Source organism: Citrobacter sp. RHBSTW-01044 (assembly GCF_013781945.1).
GTDB lineage: Bacteria > Pseudomonadota > Gammaproteobacteria > Enterobacterales > Enterobacteriaceae > Citrobacter > Citrobacter braakii.
Window position 1 is genome coordinate 4,679,699 of record NZ_CP056180.1, and the last position, 20,854, is coordinate 4,700,552.

Annotated in this window: 15 protein-coding genes; 5 read left to right on the forward strand and 10 right to left on the reverse strand. The window is 54.0% G+C overall.

Going from position 1 to position 20,854, the window contains the following annotated elements:
• Position 1 precedes the first annotated feature (1 nt).
• The 4 genes from HV352_RS22335 to HV352_RS22350 form a co-directional block, all read right to left on the reverse strand.
• Positions 2-880, reverse strand: a complete 879-nt coding sequence (locus tag HV352_RS22335; protein ID WP_075848799.1) for a [formate-C-acetyltransferase]-activating enzyme — start codon at positions 878-880, stop codon at positions 2-4.
• Positions 846-3,143 (reverse strand): formate C-acetyltransferase, encoded by a 2,298-nt coding sequence (locus HV352_RS22340; protein WP_075848797.1) that lies wholly within the window; start codon positions 3,141-3,143, stop codon positions 846-848. The genes HV352_RS22335 and HV352_RS22340 overlap by 35 nt, the downstream gene beginning before the upstream one ends.
• A gap of 102 nt (positions 3,144-3,245) precedes the next feature.
• Positions 3,246-3,566 (reverse strand): PTS fructose-like transporter subunit IIB, encoded by a 321-nt coding sequence (locus HV352_RS22345; RefSeq protein ID WP_016155279.1) that lies wholly within the window; start codon positions 3,564-3,566, stop codon positions 3,246-3,248.
• A gap of 14 nt (positions 3,567-3,580) precedes the next feature.
• The gene (locus HV352_RS22350; RefSeq protein WP_003825153.1) at positions 3,581-4,660 is read right to left on the reverse strand and encodes a PTS fructose transporter subunit EIIC; all 1,080 of its coding nucleotides are present in this window, start codon (positions 4,658-4,660) and stop codon (positions 3,581-3,583) included.
• 308 nt (positions 4,661-4,968) lie between these two features.
• Here HV352_RS22350 and ptsP point away from each other — a divergent pair, with 308 nt between their 5' ends.
• From ptsP to HV352_RS22365, 3 genes are read left to right on the forward strand one after another with little or no spacing between them, the layout of a single operon-like run.
• Positions 4,969-7,470 (forward strand): phosphoenolpyruvate--protein phosphotransferase, encoded by a 2,502-nt coding sequence (gene ptsP, locus HV352_RS22355; RefSeq protein WP_181635490.1) that lies wholly within the window; start codon positions 4,969-4,971, stop codon positions 7,468-7,470.
• Between the two features lie 15 nt (positions 7,471-7,485).
• Positions 7,486-8,148 (forward strand): fructose-6-phosphate aldolase, encoded by a 663-nt coding sequence (gene fsa, locus HV352_RS22360; protein ID WP_016155276.1) that lies wholly within the window; start codon positions 7,486-7,488, stop codon positions 8,146-8,148.
• 12 nt (positions 8,149-8,160) lie between these two features.
• Positions 8,161-9,264 (forward strand): glycerol dehydrogenase, encoded by a 1,104-nt coding sequence (locus HV352_RS22365; protein WP_016155275.1) that lies wholly within the window; start codon positions 8,161-8,163, stop codon positions 9,262-9,264.
• A gap of 84 nt (positions 9,265-9,348) precedes the next feature.
• Here the strand turns inward: HV352_RS22365 and katG are convergent, their stop codons facing one another.
• From katG to HV352_RS22380, 3 genes are all read right to left on the reverse strand, one after another.
• A complete protein-coding gene (katG, locus tag HV352_RS22370) occupies positions 9,349-11,529 on the reverse strand; it encodes a catalase/peroxidase HPI (protein WP_016155274.1) in 2,181 nt (726 codons plus the stop codon).
• A 168-nt stretch (positions 11,530-11,697) separates the two neighbouring features.
• The gene (gene metF / locus HV352_RS22375) at positions 11,698-12,585 is read right to left on the reverse strand and encodes a methylenetetrahydrofolate reductase (protein ID WP_016155273.1); all 888 of its coding nucleotides are present in this window, start codon (positions 12,583-12,585) and stop codon (positions 11,698-11,700) included.
• 157 nt (positions 12,586-12,742) lie between these two features.
• The gene (locus HV352_RS22380) at positions 12,743-13,651 is read right to left on the reverse strand and encodes a LysR family transcriptional regulator (RefSeq protein WP_181635090.1); all 909 of its coding nucleotides are present in this window, start codon (positions 13,649-13,651) and stop codon (positions 12,743-12,745) included.
• Positions 13,652-13,739: 88 nt separating this feature from the next.
• Here HV352_RS22380 and HV352_RS22385 point away from each other — a divergent pair, with 88 nt between their 5' ends.
• The gene (locus HV352_RS22385) at positions 13,740-14,117 is read left to right on the forward strand and encodes a carboxymuconolactone decarboxylase family protein (protein ID WP_181635091.1); all 378 of its coding nucleotides are present in this window, start codon (positions 13,740-13,742) and stop codon (positions 14,115-14,117) included.
• A 37-nt stretch (positions 14,118-14,154) separates the two neighbouring features.
• Here the strand turns inward: HV352_RS22385 and HV352_RS22390 are convergent, their stop codons facing one another.
• On the reverse strand, positions 14,155-15,711 hold the full coding sequence (locus HV352_RS22390; protein WP_137351777.1) for a bifunctional UDP-sugar hydrolase/5'-nucleotidase: 1,557 nt from the start codon (positions 15,709-15,711) through the stop codon (positions 14,155-14,157).
• A gap of 133 nt (positions 15,712-15,844) precedes the next feature.
• Here HV352_RS22390 and HV352_RS22395 point away from each other — a divergent pair, with 133 nt between their 5' ends.
• On the forward strand, positions 15,845-17,020 hold the full coding sequence (locus HV352_RS22395; RefSeq protein ID WP_181635092.1) for a cytoplasmic protein: 1,176 nt from the start codon (positions 15,845-15,847) through the stop codon (positions 17,018-17,020).
• Here HV352_RS22395 and metL read toward each other — a convergent pair.
• The gene (gene metL, locus HV352_RS22400; RefSeq protein WP_019077906.1) at positions 16,995-19,427 is read right to left on the reverse strand and encodes a bifunctional aspartate kinase/homoserine dehydrogenase II; all 2,433 of its coding nucleotides are present in this window, start codon (positions 19,425-19,427) and stop codon (positions 16,995-16,997) included. The genes HV352_RS22395 and metL overlap by 26 nt on opposite strands.
• A 2-nt stretch (positions 19,428-19,429) precedes the next feature.
• On the reverse strand, positions 19,430-20,590 hold the full coding sequence (metB, locus tag HV352_RS22405; RefSeq protein ID WP_016155267.1) for a cystathionine gamma-synthase: 1,161 nt from the start codon (positions 20,588-20,590) through the stop codon (positions 19,430-19,432).
• Positions 20,591-20,854 lie beyond the last annotated feature (264 nt).

Consider the following 20,854-nt stretch of genomic DNA (forward strand, 5'->3'; position numbering starts at 1 on the left):
ACTATCCTCCTACTGTTACCTGAAATCCGGCGCATTCTGCCATCTTACGTATAAAACCTATCTCTTGCGCCGACGGGACGGGCACTTCTTTCATCGACCAGGGTAATCCGAGCAGGTTGTATTTCGGTTCGCCATATTGATGAAACGGTAGCAGGTGTACCTGCTTTATGCCTAATGATGACAACAGCGTCAACGCCTGCTGCGTGTTCTCTACATTCATCGTAAAGCCCGGAATCAGCGGCAGGCGAGGTATGATATTAACCCCTTCAGCGACCATTAGTCGTAAATTCGCCAGCACGCGCGGCAGGTTCATATTAATGGTCTCACGCGCCAAATGGACATCCATAATTTTGAGGTCAAACAGCACCTCATCGCACTCTCTTGCCAGCGATAACAAACGACTGGCTGGCGCATCGCCAGCTGTTTCAATCGCGCAGCGAACATCCCAGCGCCGCAGACGTTGCAGGAATCGTACGGCAAAGGGCGCTTGCATCAGCACTTCACCACCGGAAAGCGTCACCCCCCCGCCAGAGGTGCGAAAGAAAATATCATCTTTCATCACTTCACGTTCCAGCTCGTCCAGCGAGATATCACGACCGATACGTTCAAACGCACCGGAGGGACACTCATCAGCATCACGTAGGCAGGGTGTACAGTGCAGGCATTTACTCTCCCGCCGTACTGTTTCAATACGTGGGGAGAGAGATTCAGGGTTGGCGCACCACGGGCAGGTATGCGGACAACCTTTAAAAAAGACTACCGTACGAATACCTTGTCCATCATTCAGTGAGTAACGCTGAATATTAAATATACGCGCGACGTCCTCGCCACGTGGGTCAATAACCTCACAGCTGATGCGCGGTGCGGCGAATGATGTCATCCTGGATCTCCTTCGACAGCTCGACAAAGAAGGCGCTGTAACCCGCCACGCGCACCACCAGCCCGGCGAAATCCTGTGGGCGCTGCTGCGCCTCTCGCAATGTGTCGGCATTCACCACGTTAAACTGGATGTGCTGGAGCTTGAGCTGGGTAAATGCCCGCAGAAAATCCGCCAGCTTGCGTAAACCAGCCTCACCTTCCAGTGTGGCTGGCGTAAACTTCACGTTCAGCAAAGTCCCATTGGAAAGCAATGTGTTATCCAGCTTGCTGACCGATTTCAATACCGCCGTCGGCCCTTGCATATCCTGCCCCAGCATCGGCGACAGCCCTCCGTCCGCCAACTGTTCCCCGGCGAAGCGACCATCTGGTGTCGCTCCGACGACCGAACCCAGCGGCACGTGCGCAGAGACAGTATATGAACCCGGCGTAAATTGCCCGCCGCGTGGATTCTGGTATTTCTCTACCTCTTTGCAGTAATGACGCAGCAGTTCGGCGCTGATGTTATCTACATCATCAATATCGTTGCCGTATTTTTCGAAGCGGTTAATCAGCCTGGCGCGAATTTTCTCGCCTTCCGGGGTAGCAAAGTTGTCTTTTAGCACCGACAAAAGTTCGTCAAAAGTTAAGCGCTGTTGTTCAAATACCAGTCCATTGAGCGCATGCAGCGAATCGCTCAGGTTCGCAATGCCGATTCCCTGTACGCCGGAGAAGTTATAACGCGCGCCGCCGTCGGTAATATCACACCCTTTATCCAGACAATCGCTAATAAACGAGGAGAGCAGCGGCACCGGCGCCCAGTCGCGATGACCGATATCGCAGATATTACTGCCTTCGACCATCAACGTAATGTAGTGGCTGATTTTGGCACGAATATGCTTCAACAGGTCTTCGTACGTCAGCGCGCGATTGCCTTCGTTCTCATGCAGGCAGATTTCCATTACTTTCAGCAGATTAAACATGGCGATGTCGTGCAAACCGTATGTTCTGCCTGGAATAGACAGCTCGACACAGCCGACTACCGCGTAATCTCGCGCATCTTCCAGCGAGACGCCACGGTTAAGAAATGCGGGCACCACCACTTCATCATTAAAGATTTGCGGGATGCCGGTCCCGAGGCGAATGGTCTGTGCCGTTTTCATCAGGAACGGCGTATCGATCAACGCGTTCGTGCGCACACCGAGATTTGGTTGCGGCAGTTGTACGCTCTGATAAGCATCAAGACAGAGAAACGACAGTACGTTTACCGCACTACGACCATTCTCCGTTAATCCCCCAAGCAGTGCGGTGTAACCCGTTGGGAAGCCAGCGAAATAGCGCGCGCTGCTGGTGGATCGCAGCAGTACAATGTCATTGCATTTCACCCATAGCGATTCGAGGATTTCTTTTAAGAATGCAGGATCTTCCCCCTGCGTCAGCGAGGTCTGATAAAACGGCAGCATATACTGGTCGAAGCGTCCGAGTGAGAGCGAACTGGCGTTGGACTCATATTGCAAAATAATGTTCATGTACCAGAACAGCTGACATGCTTGCCAGAAGGTTTGCGGCTTATGCTGGGCGTTATGCCGGGAGTTTTCCGCAATCGTCAGCAATTCCTGACGTCGCTGCGCATCCGGGCAGTTTTCCGCCATTTGTTCTGCCAGCAGGGCGTAACGCAGAATGTGGCTTTGCGAAGCCTCAAGCAGCAACAGAGCAGCCTGATAAAAGTGGTTATCCGGCTGCTGCAGACAATGCGCCCGCATCTGCGCTACCAGTTCGCCAAGCCCGAGATTCAACAGGCGTGGATAATCAATAATGATATGCCCCTGACCTTTATCCGTCTGGTTAACGCTAAAAATCTGCGTACGGACAGCGGCTTTTACCTCATCGGTCATCTGACCGTTGATGAAATCTTTCATCGACCGCTTTTCCCAGTACGGATACAGCACATCGCGATAGAGATGTTTATCCTCTTCGCTGATGTCAAAACGGTCCTGCGGACGGGTTGGAAACTGCTCCAGCTCGTTGAGCAGCCAGTAAGGATCCATTTCCGGTGACATTATGCCCGCCCGCGGTTTAACGGTACGGTTCCCGGCTATCAGTTCCTCATCACGAATCGATATTTCAACGTGCTCAAGAATATATGCGGTGGCTTTCGCCCGCCGCAGAATAACCGGCTCTCCCTCCGTCTGCTGGTGGCTGGCGGTATATAGCAGCGCACGCTCAAGCGAAATTTCGCGGTTATTCTGAAACAGAGCGTTTTTTAAACGTTGGATACGGTTAGTCATGAGGAACTCCTGTAGAAAAACTGATGCCAGATGGCGCTGTGGTTATCTGGCCTACGTATCAGTAGGCCGGATAAGTCGCCCCCCCCTCCGGCAAACAAACCGTTATGCGGTTTGCGCAAGGTGTGCGCCAATCTTGTTCATGATGGCGTCGGCACGTTTCACTGCATCGCTGATGTTGACACGAACGATAGTTTTGCCCGCAAAACGCTCTTCAAACTTAATACCAATGTCTTTGGTCAGAATCACCATGTCGGCTTCTGCCACATCCGCCGCGGTCAGTTCGTTTTCCAGACCGATCGACCCCTGAGTCTCAACCTTTACTTCCCACCCCTTGGCTTTAGCGGCGCTTTCCAGCGCTTCGGCGGCCATATAGGTGTGGGCAACGCCAGAAGGACATGCAGTTACTGCGATAATCTTGGTCATGACTCATTCCTCACTTAATTCATTTCAAAATCTAAATCCAGGTCGTCTTCTTTCTGGTCGACCTGAGACACTTTTTTCCGCGCCAGACTTTTCAGTACGTTAACGCACACTGCGGTCACTACAGCCCCTACGGCAACCGCCGCGATATAACCCAATTTTCCTTCCACGACCGGCAGAACAATCAGCCCGCCCCAGCCGGCATAACACTGCGCACCAAACAGCGCGGCGGTTACCGTGCCGCAGGCCGAACCCACCATAATGGATGGGATAACGCGCAGCGGATCGGCGGCAGCAAAAGGAATTGCGCCTTCCGTTACGCCAACGCAGCCCATCACCAGCGCGGCTTTACCGGCTTCACGTTCTTCAGAAGAGAAATTCTTACGACCAATCAGCGTCGCCAAACCTAAGCCCAGCGGCGGCACGCAGATCCCTACCGCGGCGATTGCCACCACGGTATAAACACCCTGCGCCACGCAAATCAGCATGAAGGCGTAGGCAACTTTGTTAATCGGCCCACCCATATCGAAGGCCAACATCAGTCCCATAATTACCGCCAGCAGCACGATGCTGCCCTGCTGCATACCCTGCAGCCACTCGGTCAGGCTAGTGGTTAACGCGCCAACGGGTTCTCCCAGGCCCCACATCATGATGCCTGCGGTGATAAAGGTGCCGACAATAGGAATAACGAAGATAGGCATTACCGATCGCAACACCTTATGTACGGGGATCTTCTTCAGATAATGGACGACGATACCGCCAATAATCCCGGCAATTAGCGCGCCGAAAAAACCTGCGCCGAAGCTGTTTCCCACCCATGCGCCAATCGCACAAGGGGCGAGAGCAGAACGTTCAGCAATGGAATAACCAATGTAAGCGGCAAGGAATGGCACCATCAACGTCAGCCCTGCGACGCCAATATCAAACAGTTTCTTGAGATTAGGATCGGTCGCCGCATCCGGTACCGCGCCCTTGCCATACAACATGACGGAGACCGCCAGCAAAATTCCACCCGCGACTACGAAGGGGATCATATGCGAAACACCTGTCATCAGGTGCTGACGGGTATTTTTCAGGATTTGTACCAACTCTTTCATAAGTCGCTCCCAGGCTGCCTAAAGCCCATATCCATAAACTTGTTGCGGAAAACAATAGGCAATCCGACGCGGCGCAAACAGTGGATAAAAAGGCCATTTGCTGGACTTTTGTAATGTCAGCGCAAAAATGCGATCCGCCTCATAACTTGTAGTTTCTCGGAATTTATAGAGGACATGCTGACTTGTGAGGGATATCTCACTTTGATGGTTACATTACATTTATCCAGTTTTTGGCAGATTTGTCAGATGGCAGGTTCAGGCGTTGCCCTTTTATCCTGTAGCGAGAAATCGTTATGGGAGATGAGGCTATGGCCCTGATTGTGGAATTTACCTGTGAGCTGCCCAATGGCGTACATGCGCGCCCGGCAAGTCACATAGAAACGCAGTGCAACACCTTTACTTCGCACATTGAGTGGCACAACCTGCGTACCGAACGTAGGGGTAACGCCAAGAGCGCATTGGCACTGATTGGCACCGATACTCTGGCGGGTGATAGCTGCCAGTTGCTGATTTCCGGTGCAGATGAACAGGCAGCCCACCAGCATTTAACCCAATGGTTACGTAATGAATTTCCACACTGCGATGCACCGCTAGCGGAAGCCAAAAGCAACGAGCTGGAGCCACTTCCTGCATCCCTCACCAATCTAAACCCACAGCTTTTTCGCGCTCGCACCGTCTGCAGCGGCAGTGCGGGAGGCGTACTGAGTCTGCTCTCTTCGCTGGATCTCAACGCCCTTAACAATCTCCCATCCGCTAAAGATATTGAAACCGAGCAGGCGGCACTGGATAACGGCTTAACGCTGCTGATGAAGAATATTGCGTTTCGGTTACTCGACAGCGACGGCGCAACCAGTGCGATTCTGGAAGCACACCGCTCGCTGGCAAGCGACCTCTCACTGCGTCAGCACTTGCTCGCTGGAGTATCTCGCGGGTTAAGCTGCGCCCAGGCGATTGTCGAAAGTGCCGGACATTTTTGTGATGAATTCGCCCGCTCCAGCAGCAGTTATTTACAGGAACGTGCGCTGGATGTGCGCGATGTCTGCTTCCAGCTTCTGCAGCAAATTTATGGAGAGCAGCGTTTCCCTGCGCCAGGAAAACTAAGCCAGCCTACGGTCTGTATGGCGGACGAGCTCACACCGAGCCAGTTCCTCGAACTGGACAAAACATTGCTGAAAGGCTTGCTGTTAAAAAGCGGCGGTACCACTTCACACACGGTGATTCTCGCCCGGTCATTCAACATTCCTACGCTGGTTGGCGTGGATATTGAATCCTTAATGCCATGGCTGCAGCAAACGGTTTATATCGATGGTAACGCAGGAGCGGTCATTGTTGCCCCTGATGAATCCGTCGTACGTTACTACCAGCAGGAAGCCCGTATCCAGGATGCCATTCGAGAACAACAACGTATCTGGCTGACCCAGGAGGCGCGCACGGGTGATGGCATCCGCATGGAAGTCGCCGCCAACATCGCCCATTCCGTGGAAGCGCAAGCAGCCTTTGGCAACGGTGCGGAAGCGGTTGGCCTGTTCCGCACGGAAATGCTGTATATGGACCGTACCTGCGCCCCGGATGAGAACGAGCTATACAACATTTTCTGCCAGGCGCTGGAGCCCGCGCAGGGACGCAGCATCATTGTGCGCACCATGGATATCGGCGGTGATAAACCCGTTGATTACCTGAATATTCCTGCCGAAGCCAACCCGTTCCTCGGTTATCGCGCGGTGCGTATCTATGAAGAATACGCCGCTTTGTTTTCCACACAACTGCGATCGATCCTGCGCGCATCAGCGCACGGTAGCCTGAAAATCATGATCCCAATGATCTCCTCTATGGAAGAGATCCTGTGGGTCAAAGAGAAGCTGGCCGAAGCTAAACAGCAACTGCGTACTGAACACATCCCGTTTGATGAGAAGATCCCGCTCGGTATCATGCTGGAGGTTCCGTCGGTGATGTTCATCATCGATCAATGCTGCGAAGAAATTGATTTCTTTAGTATTGGCAGTAATGACCTGACGCAATACCTGCTGGCGGTCGACCGCGACAACGCCAAAGTTACCCGCCATTACAACAGCCTGAATCCAGCCTTCTTGCGCGCACTGGATTACGCCGTACAGGCGGTACATCGTCAGGGGAAATGGATTGGCCTGTGCGGCGAACTTGGCGCTAAAGGTTCAGTACTACCGCTGCTTGTGGGACTGGGTCTGGACGAGATCAGCATGAGCGCTCCCTCCATTCCCGCCGCCAAAGCGCGGATGGCGCAACTTGACAGCCGCGCCTGCCGTCAGTTGCTGAATCAAGCAATGGCGTGTCGAACGTCGCTGGAGGTCGAACATCTGCTGGCTCAGTTCCGTATGACCCAACAGGATACCCCTCTGGTTACCGCCGAGTGCATCACGCTGGATAGCGACTGGCGTAGTAAAGAGGAGGTCATCAAAGGGATGACCGACAACCTCCTGCTGGCAGGTCGTTGCCGCTATCCGCGTAAACTGGAAGCCGATCTGTGGGCGCGCGAAGCGGTCTTCTCTACCGGATTAGGTTTTAGCTTCGCCATTCCACACAGCAAATCAGAACATATTGAGCAGTCCACTATCAGCGTAGCGCGCCTGCAAGCGCCGGTACGTTGGGGTGATGATGATGCGCAGTTCATTATTATGCTGACGCTCAACAAACACGCCGCTGGCGACCAGCATATGCGTATTTTCTCGCGTCTGGCACGGCGCATTATGCATGAAGAATTCCGTAACGCGCTGGTTAACGCCGCCTCTGCCGACGCTATCGCCAGCCTGCTGCAACATGAACTTGAACTTTAAAGAGGGTGTTTTTGTATGGAACTTTACCTTGATACTGCCAACGTCGCGGAAGTCGAACGTCTGGCACGCATCTTCCCTATCGCGGGTGTCACCACCAACCCAAGCATTGTGGCAGCAAGCAAAGAATCCATCTGGGATGTGCTGCCGCGCCTGCAAAACGCCATTGGCGAAGAGGGCATTCTGTTTGCCCAAACCATGAGCCGAGACGCACAAGGCATGGTGGAGGAAGCCAAACGTCTGAGCAACGCGGTCCCCGGTCTGGTGGTAAAAATCCCGGTGACATCCGAAGGTCTGGCCGCGATCAAGATGCTGAAAAAAGAGGGTATCACCACGCTGGGAACCGCCGTGTACAGTGCCTCTCAGGGGCTGCTGGCAGCGCTGGCGGGGGCGAAATATATCGCACCTTACGTTAACCGTATTGACGCGCAGGGCGGCGACGGAATTCGCACGGTACAAGAACTGCAAACGTTACTGGAATTGCATGCACCAAACAGCATGGTACTGGCAGCCAGCTTTAAAACCCCTCGTCAGGCGCTGGATTGCTTACTGGCAGGATGCGAAGCAATCACCCTGCCATTAGACGTAGCGCAACAAATGCTCAATACCCCTGCGGTAGAGTCAGCAATAGAGAAGTTTGAACATGACTGGAACAATACATTTGGTCACATCAACCTGTGAGGGAAATAAAGTATGGATCGCATTATTCAATCACCTGGTAAGTACATCCAGGGTGCCGATGTTATTACCCGTCTTGGCAACTACCTCAAACCACTGGCAGAGCGCTGGCTGGTCGTTGGGGACAAGTTTGTCTTAGGCTTTGCCCAGGGCGCACTGGAAAAAAGTTTCCAGGATGCCGGACTGGCGCTGGAGATTGCACCGTTTGGCGGCGAGTGTTCACAAAACGAAATCGACCGTCTGCGCGGCGTGGCAGAAAAAGCGCAATGTGGCGCAGTACTTGGTATTGGCGGCGGTAAAACGCTGGATACCGCCAAAGCGCTGGCGCACTTTATGGGCGTGCCTGTCGCCATTGCGCCAACCATCGCCTCTACCGATGCACCGTGCAGCGCGCTGTCCGTTATTTACACCGATGCCGGTGAATTCGATCGCTATTTGCTGCTGCCCAATAACCCGGACAGGGTCATTGTTGATACCAAAATTGTCGCGGGCGCACCGGCGCGTCTGTTAGCCGCGGGCATCGGCGATGCGTTGGCGACCTGGTTCGAAGCGCGCGCCTGTTCACGCAGCGGCGCAACCACCATGGCGGGCGGTCAGTGCACTCAGGCAGCGCTGGCGCTGGCTGAGCTGTGCTTTAATACGCTGATAGAAGAAGGTGAAAAAGCGATGCTGGCTGCCGAGCAGCACGTGGTAACGCCTGCGCTGGAGCGCGTTATTGAAGCCAACACCTATCTGAGCGGCGTCGGTTTTGAAAGCGGCGGTCTGGCGGCGGCGCACGCCATCCATAACGGTCTGACGGCAATCCCGGATGCGCATCACTATTACCACGGCGAGAAAGTGGCTTTCGGCACGCTGACGCAACTGGTCCTGGAAAACGCGCCGGTCGATGAAATTGAAACCGTTGCGGCGCTGTGTCATTCCGTTGGCCTGCCGATTACCCTGGCGCAACTGGACATCAAACAGGATATTCCGGCGAAAATGCGCATTGTGGCTGAAGCTGCCTGTGCCGAAGGCGAAACCATCCACAACATGCCTGGCGGCGCAACGCCGGACCAGGTGTATGCCGCCCTGCTGGTGGCTGACCAGTACGGTCAACGTTACCTGCAAGAGTGGGAATAACCGACCAATAAAAATCCCCGCAATTGCGGGGATTTTTTGTTCATACTATGCCGGACCCGCGCAAGCGACATCCGGCATGGTCTGTTACAGCAGATCGAAACGATCCAGGTTCATCACTTTCACCCATGCGGCAACGAAATCTCTCACGAACTTCTCGTGAGCATCGCTGCAGGCATAAACTTCAGCCACTGCGCGCAGTACAGAGTTAGAACCAAACACCAGATCGGCGCGAGTTGCGGTGTATTTTACTTCGCCGCTCGAACGGTCACGACCTTCAAACAGCTCTTGTGACTCATCAACCGCCTTCCATTCATGACGCATATCCAGCAGATTGACGAAGAAGTCAGTGCTGAGTACGCCAGGGCGATCGGTAAAGACGCCGTGCTGGCTACCATCAAAGTTGGTGCCCAGTACGCGCATACCGCCCACCAGCACGGTCATTTCCGGTGCGGTTAGCGTCAACTGCTGCGCTTTGTCGATCAGCAGCGACTCGGTGGTCGACACGTCAGGACGAGCGCGGTAGTTACGGAAACCATCGGCAATCGGCTCAAGCAGTTCAAACATCTCAATATCCGTTTGATCCTGACGCGCATCCACACGACCCGGCGCAAAAGGTACCTTGATGCTGACACCCGCAGCGCTAGCCGCCTGCTCGATACCGACAACACCGGCCAGCACGATAATATCGGCCAACGAGGCAGTATGGGCAGACTTATAAATACCTTCCAGCACAGGCAGAACGCGTGCCGCGGTGGCATTCACATCCCAGCCGCGTTGTGGGTCCAGCGCCAGACGCGCACCGTTAGCGCCGCCACGTTTATCCCCGCCACGGAAAGTCGATGCCGAAGCCCACGCTACCGATACCAGTTCGCCCACGGACAGTCCGGAAGCAGCGATGGTCGCCTTCAGCTTCAGGATATCTTCTTCGCTTGGGTTGAAGAACGCATGCGGCAGCGGGTCTTGCCAGATCAGATCTTCTTTTGGCACTTCCGGTCCAATGTAACGCGATTTTGGCCCCATATCGCGGTGCGTCAGTTTAAACCACGCACGGGCAAACGCTTCGTTGAACGCTTGCGGATCGTTCAGGAAACGGCGAGAGATCTTCTCGAACTCAGGATCGAAACGCAGCGTCAGGTCGGTAACCAGCATCGTCGGCTTGCGTTTTTTCGACGGATCAAACGGATCGGGAATAATTTCTGGCGCGTCAACCGCTTCAAACTGAATCGCGCCTGCCGGACTGCGAGTCTGCACCCACTCATATTTGAACAGGTTCTCGAAGAAATAGTTGCTCCATTGGGTAGGCGTCTGCGTCCACACCACTTCCAGACCAGAAGTAATTGCATCCGCGCCCGCGCCACTACCGTAGCTGCTGGCCCAGCCCAGGCCCTGCGCTTCAATCGGTGCGGATTCTGGATCGGCGCCAACGTGCGATGCCGCTGCTGCGCCGTGGGTTTTGCCCAACGTATGACCGCCGCCAATCAGCGCCACGGTTTCTTCGTCGTTCATCCCCATGTTACCGAAGGTCGCGCGAATAGCCGCTGCCGCAGAAAGCGGTTCGCCGCTATGGTCCGGCCCTTCCGGGTTCACATAAATAAGGCCCATTTCGGTGGCGCCCAGCGGCGCTTTTGCCAGCTCTTCCGGGTGACGGTGAGTCAGCCAGGCTTTTTCATCACCCCAGTTTACGTCGAGATCCGGTTCCCAGACATCTTCACGACCGGCACCAAAGCCAAAGGTACGGAAACCTGAGTTTTCCAGCGCCACGTTACCCGCGAGGATAAACAGGTCGGCCCAGGAAATTTTCTGACCATATTTCTGCTTGATTGGCCACAGCAGACGACGTGCTTTATCAAGGCTGACGTTGTCCGGCCAGGAGTTCAGTGGTGCAAAACGCTGCTGTCCGCGACCCGCTCCACCGCGTCCATCGATAGAGCGATAGGTTCCCGCGCCGTGCCATGCCATGCGGATAAACAATCCGGCATAGGTTCCCCAGTCAGCGGGCCACCACGGTTGAGATTCGGACAGAAGGGCTCTGAGATCCCCTTTCAGGGCAGAATAGTCGAGTTTACTAAACTCTTTGCGGTAGTCGAAGTCCTCACCCAGCGGGTTCGAACGGTTGGAATGTTGGTTTAAAAGATCAACGCGGAGTTGATTTGGCCACCAGTCGCGGTTATTCGTTCCTGCTCCCGCGCTCTGATCGTGACCGCCTTGATGAAAAGGACACTTACCGGCAGTTGATGCGTTTTGGCTATCGTCGGACATGCTCATCTATATGCTCCCTTTACAGTGTTCTGACTACGATATACACCACCAGAGATAAGATATAGTCGAAATAACCCACAGATTCGATAGCTAATTCCTTTTATATTTTAAGTTACAGAGATGTAGATCAAAATGATCAACAAAAAGCCCTCCGTAGAGGGCTGGGGCATCTGTTTAGTTAGGTCTTACACCCAGTGTGTGACAAATAGCGTAGCTCATCTCGGCACGGTTGAGGGTATAGAAGTGAAAATCCTTCACCCCTTCGCGACTGAGAATTTTCACCATATCCATGGCGATATTTGCGCCCACCAGCTTGCGGGTTTCCGCGTCATCATCAAGACCATCAAACATGGTCGACATCCACGCAGGAATGCGGACGTTGGTCATGTCAGCAAATTTTTTCGCCTGCTTAAAGTTAGATACCGGCAGGATGCCCGGAATAATTTCCACATCGATTCCCGCAGACACGCAGCGATCGCGAAAGCGCAGATAGCTTTCTACATCGAAGAAAAACTGGGTGATCGCGCGGTTTGCACCGGCATCAACCTTACGCTTCAGGTTCAGCAAATCCGCCTGAGCGCTTTTGGCTTCCGGGTGCACTTCCGGGTAAGCCGCAACGGAGATATCGAAGTCTGCAACGTCTTTCAGCAGAGTCACCAGGTCGGAAGCATACATATCCGGTTTACCGCTTCCCGGCGGCAGGTCGCCGCGCAGGGCAACAATATGACGAATACCGTTATGCCAGTAGTCCTGAGCAATGGTACGCAGCTCATCGCGGGTCGCATCAATGCATGTCAGGTGCGGGACCGCTTCAAGACCTGTGCGATCCTTAATGCCTTTAATAATGCTGTGCGTACGGTCGCGCTCACCAGAGTTTGCTCCGTAAGTAACTGAAACAAACTTCGGCTTCAGGCTGCTCAGGCGATCGATGGAGTTCCACAGGGTTTGCTCCATTTCACTGGTGCGCGGCGGGAAAAACTCAAACGAAACGTTAATCTGACCCTGCACTTCTGCCAGGCTCTGATTCAGGGCTTCCCGCTGGTTGGCGTGAAAAAAGCTCATACCTTACCTCATCAATCTTTTGTCGTTATATGTTGTGTTGTGAACTGCTATACGTTTAGACGTCTAGATGTAAAAATGACGGAAAAGCATGCTGGCGTCAACACAAAAATCATCGTTAAAGGTGAGGAATACTCAGCCAACGTGAAAAAAATTCACATCAGCTTGAAATGGTGAGGGATTGCGTCACGACCGTCTGTAGCCACTCTACTTTTGTTACGTTCTCAGGCAACGTCGCTAACCCCATGCTAAGCCGCAATTCTGTATCAGTAAGCGGAAGGAAGATCACGCCCTGACGCTGGATAGCGTAAAAGGAGGCCGGAACCAGGCTCAGACCGTCACCCTGCGCGATCCGTGCCAGCAGCACGTCATGTTCCATCGGCTCCTCAATAAGTGCAGGAGAGTAACCGGCACGACGAAAAATGTGTCGAGTGTAATCAAAAAAAGCAGGGTTACGTTCACGTTTGAACCAGAACAGCGGTCGGTGGTTCAGCGACGTTAACGAGAGCGAAGGCAGAGCCGCCTCTGGCCAGAGCGCGGGTAAGGCGGCGATCATCGATTCTTGCCAGCCGTGCGGCGTGACGCTAAGACCCGAATTCTCAAGCGGTAGCGCCACCAGCGCTGCATCCAGTTTTCCCCGACGCACCTGACGCGCCAGTTCAGGCGAACCATGACGGACAATATGTAGCTTCTGTACACGCGTAGCAAGCTGCGACTCAAGCGCCGCAAAAACACCCTGCTCAAACGCTGTACTTAGCCCTAAGCGCAGAGATTGCTCTCCCGTTTTCGCTATCTGACTCAACGCCGCCCAGGTTTTATCCTGTAGCGCCAATAGCGGGCGCACGATTTCAAGTACGCGCTGGCCGTCCTCCGTCAGCGTAAGTCCACGGGTATGACGGACAAAAAGCGTCACCCCCAGGCGCTCTTCAAGCTGGCGAATGTGGCGACTCAGCGGCGGCTGCGACATAAATAAACGCAGCGCCGCTCGACTCATGTTGTTCTCTTCCGCCACCACGGAAAAATAGCGTAGGAGGCGGATATCCAGAGAGTGCAAAGGCGAAGTTGTCATACCGAAAAGGTATCACGGAAACGGTATTACCCCAATCATTCCGCACGCTCTATCCTCATGCCATACACTAACTCACGAGGTGATTATCATGGATTCAGAACGCTATTTAACCGGTCAGAGAATGCTGCAACAGGTTGATGGAAAAGGCGGAGATGCGGTAGTCGAAAGTCTGCAGGATATTGCGCCAGACTTCGCCCAATACCTGATTGAATTTCCTTTTGGCGACATCTATTCAAGGCCGGGGCTGGAATTACGCAGTAGAGAAATTGCCACCGTCGCCGCGCTCACCGCCATGGGTAACGCCGCACCGCAGCTTAAGGTACACATCGCCGCCGCGCTGCACGTTGGCTTAACGCAGGAAGAGATTATTGAAGTGATGATGCAGATGGCTGTTTATGCGGGATTCCCGGCAGCACTCAACGGCCTGTTCGCTGCAAAAGAGGTGTTTGCCTCCCACAGAGGTTAAAACAAAGGCCAGCGGAATATCTGCTGGCCTGACCTCACTACGGTTTCACATCTTCCACACGCATGCCTTTGAGTTGTTCATCCGTCAGCGTATTTCCCGCTTTGAAATAATCCACGACCGCATTAGAGACATAGTAACCGCCGGATGTGTTACGCGCTTTACCTTCAGTAAATGTCGTGAAACCATCACCGCCGTCAGCCAGGAAGCTATTGGTGGCAATGTGATAAACCGTGGCATCCTCAATGGGTTTGCCGTTTAACGTCAATACGCTAACCCGCTGACCAACCGGTTTACTGCTGTCATACTTCATCTCCAGTCCTTTGGACACCTGCAATACACCGTTGCTTAAACCCGCGCCGTGCTCCATCAGGCTACGTAACTGCTTCCCGGTGAGATCCATGGTTGCCAGCTCATTCGGGAACGGGAAGGTGCTAATGACTGCGCCCATGGTGATGACTCCAGCAGGGATTTCATTCCGGATGCCGCCCGAGTTAGTGAGCGCTAACTGGGTATCTTTACCCGCCGCAACCAGCAACGCATCTGCCGCCAGATTTCCCAGCGAAGAAGATTCACCGTAAGCACGCGTCAGCTCAACCGGCGCGTTGGCAACCGTCTGCTGCACCACTTTATCGAGCTTTTTATTCCAGCCATCAATGACCTGTTTCGTCTGCGGGTCTGGCTGCCACTCATCAGCAAAAATGGTTTTCAGCTCGAAGTTCTTCACGGTAAATTGATGCGGTTTTTGCTGGTAATCCAGCACCAGTTTACCCACATCAATGCCGCCGCTGTCGGTAGACAGAATCAGGGTGTTACCTACTTTAATCGGCTCCGGCGTGCCCACATGCGCATGACCGGTGATCAGGATGTCCAACCCCTGCACCTGGCCTGCGGTCTGGATGTCTTTATCCAGCGCACGGCGTACATCGGTGCCCCCCAGACTGGACTGACGCGCTGGCGTGCCTTCATGGATCAGCGCCACGGTGAGATCGACTTTGCCTTTCAGCTCATCGATATAGCGTTGCAACCACTTCACTTCATCCCGCGCCTCGATCCCGACACGTGTCGCAGCGGAAACCGTATCATCAAAAGCAAACACGCCGTGCAGGCCAATCACGCCTATCTTTACGCCATCTTTTTCAATAATGGTGTAAGGCTTATCCCAGAACATTTTGCTGCTGTTTTGGTAAAAGATGTTGCCCTGCACGATCGGAAACTTTGCCTGGCTCAGTTGCAGCAGCGTATTGTCCCAACCGTGATCGAATTCATGATTACCCATGGTGACAGCGTCAAAATTCATGGTGTTCATGATATCGATAATCGCCTTCCCCTTGGTCAGGCTGCTGATATATGGCCCGGTGAAATAGTCGCCAGCATCCAAAAACCAGGTGGCGCTATTTTTCGCTTTCTCCTGCTTCACCATCGCCGAGATATTGGCCCAACCGCCAATATCTCGTGTGCCATTGGCAATCCATGGCACTTTATAAGGTTCGACATGGGCATGGAGATCGTTGGTATAAATAATCGTGACATCTTTGGCACTCGCCCAGAGCGGTAAAGATACCAGAACACCGACAGCAAGCATTTTTAGCTTCATAACCAATCCCTTTCAGTCATATAAAGATTCGCTACGTTACGTTCTGAAAGGTTTTTTTATGTGAGAAAACTCACATCCATCGGTGATAGTTGCAGGCCAAAATCAACGACCATTAAAAATCGTTGGTAACAGGATGACGTCACTGTTCACTATCAATTGCTGCAAATCCTTTGGCTGCAAAAATCTGGGGCTGGCGAGTTCAGCTGATTACAGCTGGCCAGAATATCGGCTGGGTTATGCCGCACTGCATTGTCGGGCATGCGGCAGCCTTCCACCGCTGTTTGATGAGGAACAGTTCCTTTGCTGGTTGTCGGCATATTTAGCGGATTTTGCCGCTAATCGTGGTCAGTTTTGCCCATGTTGCTACCAACGAGAAATCATCCGCTATGGGCATAATCCCCAGGGCAGCCAGCGCGTCCAGTGCCGAAACTGCAAAAAAGTGTGGACACCAAAGCAGGCGCCTCCCACCGGCATCGTTTTGCCAGAACAAATAGCGACGATTCCCTTGCTCGTCCCTTTTCAGGGTGTTAGTGCAGACCAGCAACTCTATGTATTACTCTCTTTTGACGCTATTCGCGGCAATGTTCTGCATATTTCCAGCAACTTCACGCCGCACACTGCCGGTATATCATTGCTTTACCGCTGGCGTGGCAGTGCTGAGCCAACAGTCATTCACGACGATATCATTGAGCGAGTGAGTCAGCGGGAAACCCAGTTTTTACGCCGCAGCCAGTTTGATGAAATCCAGTACGGCAGCGCCATACTCAAACGGAACGCCAGCGGCGCGATTTTACGCCCGGTCATTACTGCCCATGGGCATTTCCGCCTGCTGAGCCATCTGTGGCCAGAGGTAAAAACCCATATTATTGCCCACGAATGCTTCCTGCGCGGCGCAGCGATAACCGCATGGGCGGAACAGTTTCGCCATCATCGCGCCTCGCTGTGGTTTATTGATGAAGAAATGAATAGCGATAAGCGCACGCTGCCCTGGCAATTGCTGGGTAAAACGTATCAGGGATGGTGGCGAAATCAGTGGCAAATCTGGCAACGAGGCGATATACGTAAAATGGTGTGTTTGTTAACGCAGGGGCGGGTTGAAGAAAGCGCGTCAATAACCCTGGCGGCAAGCCATCGTTTTCTCGCCTGGTTGCGGCAACAGACGGAATTTGAGCAAAGTACCCGTTACTCTGCCCATTCGGTGTTTCAGGCGATAAGATCGCTGGCAGATAAATACAACGCCCTCATTGAGGGCGATGTTTACACATGTTTTCCGACAACAAAAACTACAGCAGTTGCGCCAGGCGGTTGATATCAGACTGAATCGCCCCGGCGGTCACATCGCGGCCCGCCCCCGGTCCGCGAATGACCAGCGGGTTATCACGATACCAACGGCTTTCAATGGCGAAGACGTTATCGCACGGCAGTAGTGCCGCCAGCGGGTGCTCAGGGCGTACCGCTTCAACGCCAACGCGTGCCTTACCGTTAGCGTCAAAACGCGCCACATAGCGTAGCACCAGTCCCATTTCACGTGCCGCTTCCAGGCGTTGCACCATCTGCTCGTTCAGCTCATCGCCATTTTCAAAGAAATGGTCAATAGAACCTGCTTCACAGTGCGCAGGCACCAGGGACTCTACGCGCACCTGGTCCGGTTCGATGTCGTAACCCGCTTCACGCGCCAGAATCACCAGCTTGCGCATCACATCTTTGCCGGAAAGATCCACGCGCGGATCAGGTTCAGTCAGACCCTGCTGCCACGCCTGATCCACCAGATCGGTGAACGGGACCGTGCCATCAAATTGCAGGAACAACCACGACAACGTGCCGGAGAAGATCCCACTGATAGACAGAATAGTATCTCCGCTATCAATCAGATCGCGCACGGTATGGTTGATCGGCAAGCCTGCGCCGACGGTGGCGTTATACAGCCAGTGGCGACCGGTTTTTTCAAAGGCGTCATGAATCTGGCGGTAATTATTACTGCTGCTCGCCCCCGCCAGCTTGTTGGCGCTGATAACGTGGAAGCCATGACTGGCGAAATCCAGATACTGCTCCGCCAACTGCTCGCTGGCAGTGACGTCCAGCACCACTAAATCATCATACGGGTGGGCACGCATCCACAGGAACAATGACTCTTCATCCTGTTCTACCGCCTCGTCATCGAAGAAGGCCAACGCGCGGCTGGCATCCAGCCCTTCGTAATTCAGCAGGCTACGGCGGCTATCAACCACTCCTGCCAGCACGAACTCTAATCCGGTACGCGCCGAGAGCGTGCTCTGCTCGCGGGCAAACAGCTCCAGCCAGCGCGACCCAATGTTACCTTTGCCGAACAGCACCAGACCAATGCGTTTTTCCGCGCGAAAGATTGACTGGTGCAGACCCTGAATCAGGCTCTCCGTTGGCCCGGTACGCAAGACGGCGACCAGGCTAATGCCCTCTTCCGACTGCCAGGTGAATTCGACCGGCTGACCTTTCAGCTGTTGCCAAAAGCGATGGCAGTGCAGCGGGTTACGGGTGACGCCCGCCCCAACCATCGCCACCAGCGCCAGCCCCTGGCGCAGACGCAGTTCGCCCGGCAGGCCAGCTTCATCCAGAATTTTCAGTGCGCCATCAGCGACTTCGGAGGTATAGCAAAATTGCAGCAACTGGCGGTCAGGATGCACACCCACTGCCAGCGGACGCACCTGGGTGCGTTTTAAAATCTGATCAATCTCTTTATAGGCCAGTTTAAAGTCCTGGCCAGTGGGAACCTGAAACTCAATCAGGCAAACGTCGTCATGGCTGGTCACAATACGTGCCCCGGTACCGGAAGCCAGCACGCGTTCAATACGCGTCGATCCCTGCTCCGGCGTATAGCTACAACGCAACTGGAGATCGATATCGCTGCCGGAAACCGGCTGGAGGGTGCGGGCATGGAGAACCGGAGCCGCCAGACGCGCCAGCTCGCTGGCTTCATCCAGACGCAGCAGCGGCAGCAGACAGGCATCTTTTACTTTACGCGGATCCGCGCTGTAAACCCCGGCGACATCGCTCCAGATGGTTACGCGGGAAACCCCCGCCAACGCGCCAACCTGCGTCGCCGAGTAGTCGGAGCCGTTACGCCCCAGCAGTACCGTCTCACCGGCGTTGCTGCGGCTAATGAAACCGGTAACGACCAGGCGTTTGCCCGGATGCTGCGCCAGCAGTTGTTGCAGCAATGGGTAAGAAAGACCTTCATCCACCTGCGGCTGAGCGCCGCGCTCGGCACGTAAAAAATCGCGCGCATCCAGCCAGGCTGACTCCAGCCCCTGTTGGTTAAGGACGGCAGACATCAAACGCGCCGACCACACCTCGCCATGCCCGACGACTTCAGCATAGACGGCATCATTCACGCCGCTGTCGAGTAATCCGGCCAGGCGCTCCAGATCGTGAATAAACGCGCCGATCAGCCCATCCGCCACATCAGGAGGTAACAAACCGCTGATAAGCTCACTCTGATAGCGACGTAACGCCTGTTGAACCTGATGCGCAGACAGACGATCGGTCTGGCTTAATTTTAGCCAGCTAATCAACTGGTTAGTGGTACTGCCTGCGGCTGAAACAACCATCATGTCATCAGGCTGCGAGTACTCCGCCATAATGCCTGCGACACGCAGATAACATTTCACATCAGCCAGACTACTACCACCAAATTTGTGCAGTTGACGACCCTTCGTCCCTGCCTGCGCAATCACACTCATGTTTACCCCTTGTTTGCAGCCCGGAAGCCATTTTCCAGGTCGGCAATTAAATCTTCGCCATCTTCAATACCGGTGGAGATACGCAACAGCGTTTCCGAAATTCCGGCAGCAGCACGCGCTTCTGGCGCCATTCCCGCGTGTGTCATGGTTGCGGCATGGGAGATCAGACTTTCAACGCCCCCTAACGATTCCGCCAGCGTAAACAATGACAACCCGCCGAGGAAGCGACGCAGCGTTTGCTCATCGCCATCCAGCTCAAAACTCAACATCGCGCCAAACCCTTTTTGCTGACGCGCGGCAATCTCATGGCCCTGATTATCCGGCAATGACGGGTGATACAATTTTTTCACCAGCGGCTGAGTTTGCAGATAATCCACAATCGCCTGAGCATTACGTTGCGCCACCTCCATACGAGGTGACAAAGTACGCAGGCCGCGCAACAGCAGATAACTATCAAACGCGCCGCCGGTCACACCAATATTATTCGCCCACCATGCCAGTTCAGTGACCATTTCAGGATCTTTTGCTATCACCACACCAGCCACTACGTCGGAGTGACCGTTTAAATATTTCGTGCATGAATGCAACACCAGATCGGCGCCTAATGCCAGTGGATTTTGCAGTGCCGGGCTTAAAAAAGTGTTGTCCACCACGCTGACCGCACCAGCCTCGCGCGCCAGCTGGCAGATTTTCGCGATATCCACCACGCGCAGCAGCGGGTTGCTTGGGCTTTCTACCAGCACCAGCTTCGGTTTTTCCGCCAGTGCCGCCTGCAACGCCTGCTCATCTCCTTGATCGACAAACAGTACGCGATAACAGCCACGCTTTGCCAGGCTGTCAAACAGACGATAACTCCCGCCGTAGCAGTCGTGCGGTGCGACCAGCAGATCGCCAGGCTTGAGGAATACCGTAGTCACCAGATGAATCGCCGACATGCCAGTATTGGTCAGTACTGCCCCCGCCCCACCTTCCAGTTCCGCCAGCGCACGCTGAACGACATCACGCGTTGGGTTACCGCGGCGCGAATAGTCATGGGCGCGAGGCTCATTAAAACCGGTAAAGTTATAGGTGCTGGAGAGGTGGATCGGCGGGACAACGCAACCGTACTGTTCGTCGTCATTTAACCCGCTACGCACTGCGATGGTGGCCTGTTTACGCGTCATATTGAGGAGATCCTGGCTGAGTCGGTGAAAAGTCAGACACCAGAGTAATCATAGTTACGATAGCCGTCAATACATCTGGACATCTAAACTTCTTTGCGTATAGATTGAGCAAACCGGAAATAGCCGTTAAAATTATATGCATTAGCGTACATCTGCGTCGGCTTACTTCGTGTCAGGGCCACGCCACTACGATAAACTACGCGCAATTATGGTCCGGGCTCAGGTTCTGGCCTCAATATTAATGACAAAGAGGATTAGGTATCT

Coding starts and splice junctions, on each gene's coding strand:
- HV352_RS22335 (WP_075848799.1), bottom strand. CDS start 880: ATGACATCATTCGCCGCACCGCGCATCAGCTGTGAGGTTATTGACCCA.
- HV352_RS22340 (WP_075848797.1), bottom strand. CDS start 3,143: ATGACTAACCGTATCCAACGTTTAAAAAACGCTCTGTTTCAGAATAAC.
- HV352_RS22345 (WP_016155279.1), bottom strand. CDS start 3,566: ATGACCAAGATTATCGCAGTAACTGCATGTCCTTCTGGCGTTGCCCAC.
- HV352_RS22350 (WP_003825153.1), bottom strand. CDS start 4,660: ATGAAAGAGTTGGTACAAATCCTGAAAAATACCCGTCAGCACCTGATG.
- ptsP (WP_181635490.1), top strand. CDS start 4,969: ATGGCCCTGATTGTGGAATTTACCTGTGAGCTGCCCAATGGCGTACAT.
- fsa (WP_016155276.1), top strand. CDS start 7,486: ATGGAACTTTACCTTGATACTGCCAACGTCGCGGAAGTCGAACGTCTG.
- HV352_RS22365 (WP_016155275.1), top strand. CDS start 8,161: ATGGATCGCATTATTCAATCACCTGGTAAGTACATCCAGGGTGCCGAT.
- katG (WP_016155274.1), bottom strand. CDS start 11,529: ATGAGCATGTCCGACGATAGCCAAAACGCATCAACTGCCGGTAAGTGT.
- metF (WP_016155273.1), bottom strand. CDS start 12,585: ATGAGCTTTTTTCACGCCAACCAGCGGGAAGCCCTGAATCAGAGCCTG.
- HV352_RS22380 (WP_181635090.1), bottom strand. CDS start 13,651: ATGACAACTTCGCCTTTGCACTCTCTGGATATCCGCCTCCTACGCTAT.
- HV352_RS22385 (WP_181635091.1), top strand. CDS start 13,740: ATGGATTCAGAACGCTATTTAACCGGTCAGAGAATGCTGCAACAGGTT.
- HV352_RS22390 (WP_137351777.1), bottom strand. CDS start 15,711: ATGAAGCTAAAAATGCTTGCTGTCGGTGTTCTGGTATCTTTACCGCTC.
- HV352_RS22395 (WP_181635092.1), top strand. CDS start 15,845: ATGACGTCACTGTTCACTATCAATTGCTGCAAATCCTTTGGCTGCAAA.
- metL (WP_019077906.1), bottom strand. CDS start 19,427: ATGAGTGTGATTGCGCAGGCAGGGACGAAGGGTCGTCAACTGCACAAA.
- metB (WP_016155267.1), bottom strand. CDS start 20,590: ATGACGCGTAAACAGGCCACCATCGCAGTGCGTAGCGGGTTAAATGAC.